The following is a 4,193-nucleotide window of genomic DNA, read 5'->3' on the forward strand; positions in this document are numbered from 1 at the left end:
CGTGATTTTGGTATCCGTTTTGCCTGTGCGAATGTCGTGCGCACCGCGCGTGACCGCTTCAATGCTGTCAGCCAGACGAATGCTGGCAATGAGCAGCGCAACAACGACAATCGGAGCGGGAAGCCATGCGGCGCACAGCAGCGGAACAAGAATGCTCAGCAGGATAAACCGGCGGCGCAGCGGGCTTTTGCGGAACTGTCGGTACAGCCACTGTACCGAGGTAATGCCGAATCTGCGGAGCAGCCGCCAAAGAATCCAGCCGTTGAGCCATTGCCGCGCCTTGATGCGGCGAACCTGTGACAGGAAGATGGTCAGGCATACCGCGGCAAAGGCGGCGGATGCCGCGCAGACAACGCTGTAGGTCCAAGCCAGCGACAAGGAAACCGTTGCATCATCGAAGTAATTCAGGAAAAATGCAATAACGCAAGAAAAAGCAAGGCAGGCACATGTGCCGAAAATGATCTGTGCTTCTGTCCAAATGTGGTCAAAGCCGATGAGATAGCATTCGTTGTCATCCGGCTTACGGCCTGCGCCGGAGCACAGGATGAAGATGCACAGCACAATGACAACAGCGGAGATTGCATAGACCATACAGAGATAAGACAACTGTTCGTGCATATGGCTCCAAGAAGCCGCTATTTGATTGTAGGCACCGAAGGTCAGTGCGCCGATTGCCGTGCCGCTGCGGTCGCTGTCCAATCGGTACTCTGAAGTGCTCAAAGACTGCAAGGCCTGTTCAACGGAGCCATCATTCGCGTGAAATTCTGCCCGGCTGGTTGTTGTTTTCAGCGACAGCGCGTATTTTGAGGGAGACAGCAGCTGTGATTCAGCTTCTTCCTGTGTCGTGCCATCCGGCAGAGAGGTGACAACGTCTCCGGTCGCCTCATTGATGGTATAATACGCAAAGGCTGTTTTATACTGCTGCAGCTCCTCTTGGATGTCGGAGATATTGCGCAGATGTTTGTTGACATATTTGGTCCGGCACGCCTCATAGGCAGCTGGATGATGGGTCAGCCAGTTCTCAAATGTGTCTGTCGAAAAATAATCGTAGTCACTGCGATAGTAAGCAACCATCACGGCGTGAACGGTCTCAGCGTCCAGTGTCGGCGCATTTTCGTCATAGCTCACGGTATCTTCTGTATCTTCTGCCTGTGCATCATCACTTTCCTCATATAAGGAGACAAGATCGTCGAGAAGATCCGCAGGCTTGACAGCGTTTTGAATGCCTTCTGCTGTGCTGCCGGATTCTTGGGCGGTATATAGTTCGGAGAGCGGACCGTATAGCTGCTGCGCGAGAAAGTCGGCGGTCGGTGTCTCATGCGTGAGCACATCTCCCATCGGAAACCCGCCGTAACCGTACGGCGTGACTTGCGCGAGATCCTCTTGTTGGATATTGTACATGGCATATACCGTCATACCGGCAGATGCCGCTGTCATCGCGAGGATGAGCAGCCAAGATACAGCTTTAACCCAGCTGTTTCGGGTGAAGTTTTTCCATTTTGTAGCCAATTCCCCACACCACCTTTAAATATTTGGGTTCTTTCGGATTGATTTCGATTTTTTCTCGAATCCGACGAATATGGACAGCAACAGTATTTTCTGAATTGTACGCGGGTTCCTGCCAAACCGCTTCATAAATCTGTGAAATAGAGAACACTTGCCCTGCGTGCTGGGTCAAAAACAGTAAGATGCCGTACTCACGCGGCGTTAAATTGACGGGATCGCCGTCGACGGTGACGGTTTTGGATGCATCGTCAATGACCAGCTCGCCGGTTCGATAGACGGCGGCAGTCGGCGTCTGATGCATTCCGCCGAGCGAGGTATATCGCCGCAATTGCGATTTAACGCGGGCGATTAGCTCCGCAGGCTGGAACGGCTTGGTCATATAGTCGTCCGCACCGGCAGTCAGACCGTCGATTTTGTCGATGTCTTCACTCTTTGCCGAGAGCATAATGACCGGAATGTTGTGCGTGCGGCGCAAAATCTCTGTCGTCTGGATGCCGTCCAGCCCTGGCATCATGATGTCCAGAATGAGCAGATGGAAGGTCTGCGTGCGGCAAAGCTCCAGCGCTTCGGTACCATCGTGTGCTTCCACGGCTTCGTATCCAGAAGAGCGGAGATAAATGCCAATGGCGCGCGCAATTTCGCGGTCATCGTCGCATACTAAGATGCGGTAGGTCATACTGTGTGTCCTCCTTGCTGTCTATGGGTATAGGATACAATGGAATCCTTTCAAACTAGCGTATAAAAATCTTAACATTTTCTGAAGAAAGATACAAATAAAAAAGCAAAACCCCGCGGGGAAACCGCAGGGTTTTGCTTTACAAAGAAAAGAGATAGGAAAAATAGGTATGAAAAAATAGGTAAAAGCTAGTTAAGGGTAAGAAGCGATGGAGATTTCCATGTTGTGATGGAACTTACGACGTTCTTTGCCGGTTGTCTGAGCACTTGCGTTTGCAGAGGCGCGTTCCTGATTGATAACCGAGTTGATCTCGTTGACCTGACCGGACTTTGCCATGTTGTGCAGGGTTCCTAAAAGACCCATTCCAATTCGCTTCCTTTCTGAAAGCAGGATTCGCATATCGTTGCGTTTTCGCTTTCCTTGCTTAGTATAATAGACTTTTTTCGAGGAAATGTCACGTGGCATTTTGACCGAAATATTGAAAAAATTGAAGGAATTTGTTTTACAGGTTTTACAGAAATTTGACATCGCAGACTTGAACAGTCGGATGAGAGCAAAAATAACGAATCATTCACGATGTAATGTAAAGATTGTGTTAAGAAATAAAAGAAAAGTTTCAGTTAAAAAGTGCGAAAGTTTAGTAAAAATACAAAAATAACACAAATAAGTTGCTTTAAATACCTAGGGAGTAGAAAAATAATTAAATAGAAAAATTTTATAGAATTTGGAAATTGAAGGTACGAAAATCTGCGCTTTCATTTTGAAAGTCAAATGATCTAGACTTCAGAGAGCAAGAATGATAAATAAATTTCTTTTTCAGAGAAAAATTGTGCAGTTTTGGGACAAGATTTTATAACTGCCGGTGCGAACCGTTTCCTCTTACGCGCAAAAAAATCGCCAGAACCGGAAGCACCTGTTCTGGCGATTTCGTGTTATCGCTTTAAAAATTCGTGAAATTCCGTGAGATCGGAAAAGATGTGTACGGCGAGCTGCCGCATTTCTTCGGTCGGCGGCAGAAGATCCGGTACCATGATCGGCATCATGCCTGCGGCGTGCGCCGAGCGGATGCCGTTATAAGAATCCTCGATGGCATAGGTCTTGGCAGGGTCTGCGTGCATGGCGCGGCAGGCAGTCGCATAAATATCCGGGGCAGGCTTGCTGCGCGTGATTTTGTCGCCGCCGAGTACGTAATCAAAGTAGGACAGCAGTCCTCTTGCGGACAGCTCCTTTTCGACAACTTCCTGTCTGGTGGAAGAGGCGAGTCCGAGCGCATAGCCGTTGTCTTTCGCCCAATGCAGCAGCTCTCGTGCACCGGTCTTGACCGGCACGCCTTCGGCATCGTCAATTTCATGATAGCGGCGGCTGGCGGCGCTGTTAAATTCCTCTGCCGGAAAATCTGCACCGTAACGCTTGCGCAAAATCTCGCAGGTATGTACGCGCGTCGTGCCGACGGTTGCTAGGAAGACCGGATCAATCTCTTCCGCGTGAAATGCCGGGGCAATATCGTGCCAACACCGCCGCACAACCTGCTCGGTGTCGAGAATGATGCCGTCCATATCAAAGATCAACGTTGGCTTGGTTTGGTTCATTGTTTAAAATCCTCCGAATCATGGTGTACAGCAGGGGTTTCATGTGGTCAATCGAGTCGGGAATCTGCTCAATGATGCTGGAATAACAGACCGTTCCGCACAGCTCGACAATAATATATACCATATTAAATAGCTCTTGTTGGGTATGGTTTTGAGAAGCGGGAGATGCCAGCAGCTGTTCGAGCAATTGCTGCTGCAGCATATCGTTTTCCGGCTGCTCTAAATTGTGCTGCACCATAGACCAAGTAAAGTTGCGCCGAATGAGACGCAGGCTGTCCTTGTGCGTGGAAAAATACGTGATGATGTAATCGACAAACAGAATGACGTTTTCTGTGAAATCCTCTGTGCGGTGCTGCTCGGTGTGCTCGTAGGCGAGCGTCAGAATATGCCGCCCGATCTGTAAAATCAAGTGTTCGAGCAGC

At 49.4% G+C, this 4,193-nt stretch carries 5 protein-coding genes; all 5 read right to left on the bottom strand.

Annotation, left to right across the window (positions count from 1 at the left end; genetic code table 11):
• On the bottom strand, nucleotides 1–1,509 hold a 1,509-nt coding region (locus ACR0P9_RS08465; protein ID WP_432619177.1), incomplete at its 3' end, for a hypothetical protein.
• Nucleotides 1,466–2,182, bottom strand: a complete 717-nt coding sequence (locus ACR0P9_RS08470) for a response regulator transcription factor (RefSeq protein ID WP_432619179.1) — start codon at nucleotides 2,180–2,182, stop codon at nucleotides 1,466–1,468. The genes ACR0P9_RS08470 and ACR0P9_RS08465, both read right to left, overlap by 44 nt.
• 192 nt (nucleotides 2,183–2,374) lie before the next feature.
• Nucleotides 2,375–2,545 (bottom strand): hypothetical protein, encoded by a 171-nt coding sequence (locus ACR0P9_RS08475; protein ID WP_432619181.1) that lies wholly within the window; start codon nucleotides 2,543–2,545, stop codon nucleotides 2,375–2,377.
• Between the two features lie 569 nt (nucleotides 2,546–3,114).
• Nucleotides 3,115–3,771 carry an HAD family hydrolase gene (locus ACR0P9_RS08480; RefSeq protein WP_432619183.1) on the bottom strand — a complete coding sequence of 219 codons (657 nt, stop codon included), beginning with the start codon at nucleotides 3,769–3,771 and terminating at the stop codon, nucleotides 3,115–3,117.
• Nucleotides 3,740–4,193: TetR/AcrR family transcriptional regulator (locus ACR0P9_RS08485; protein ID WP_432619185.1), on the bottom strand; the 454-nt coding region annotated here is incomplete at its 5' end. The genes ACR0P9_RS08480 and ACR0P9_RS08485, both read right to left, overlap by 32 nt.

The organism is Butyricicoccus sp., assembly GCF_050872565.1.
Classification (GTDB): Bacteria; Bacillota; Clostridia; order Oscillospirales; family Butyricicoccaceae; genus Butyricicoccus_A.

What these genes read in the sequence shown, in the direction of transcription:
- ACR0P9_RS08475 (WP_432619181.1), bottom strand. Translation starts at nt 2,545, where the DNA reads ATGGGTCTTTTAGGAACCCTGCACAACATGGCAAAGTCCGGTCAGGTC.
- ACR0P9_RS08480 (WP_432619183.1), bottom strand. Translation starts at nt 3,771, where the DNA reads ATGAACCAAACCAAGCCAACGTTGATCTTTGATATGGACGGCATCATT.
- ACR0P9_RS08470 (WP_432619179.1), bottom strand. Translation starts at nt 2,182, where the DNA reads ATGACCTACCGCATCTTAGTATGCGACGATGACCGCGAAATTGCGCGC.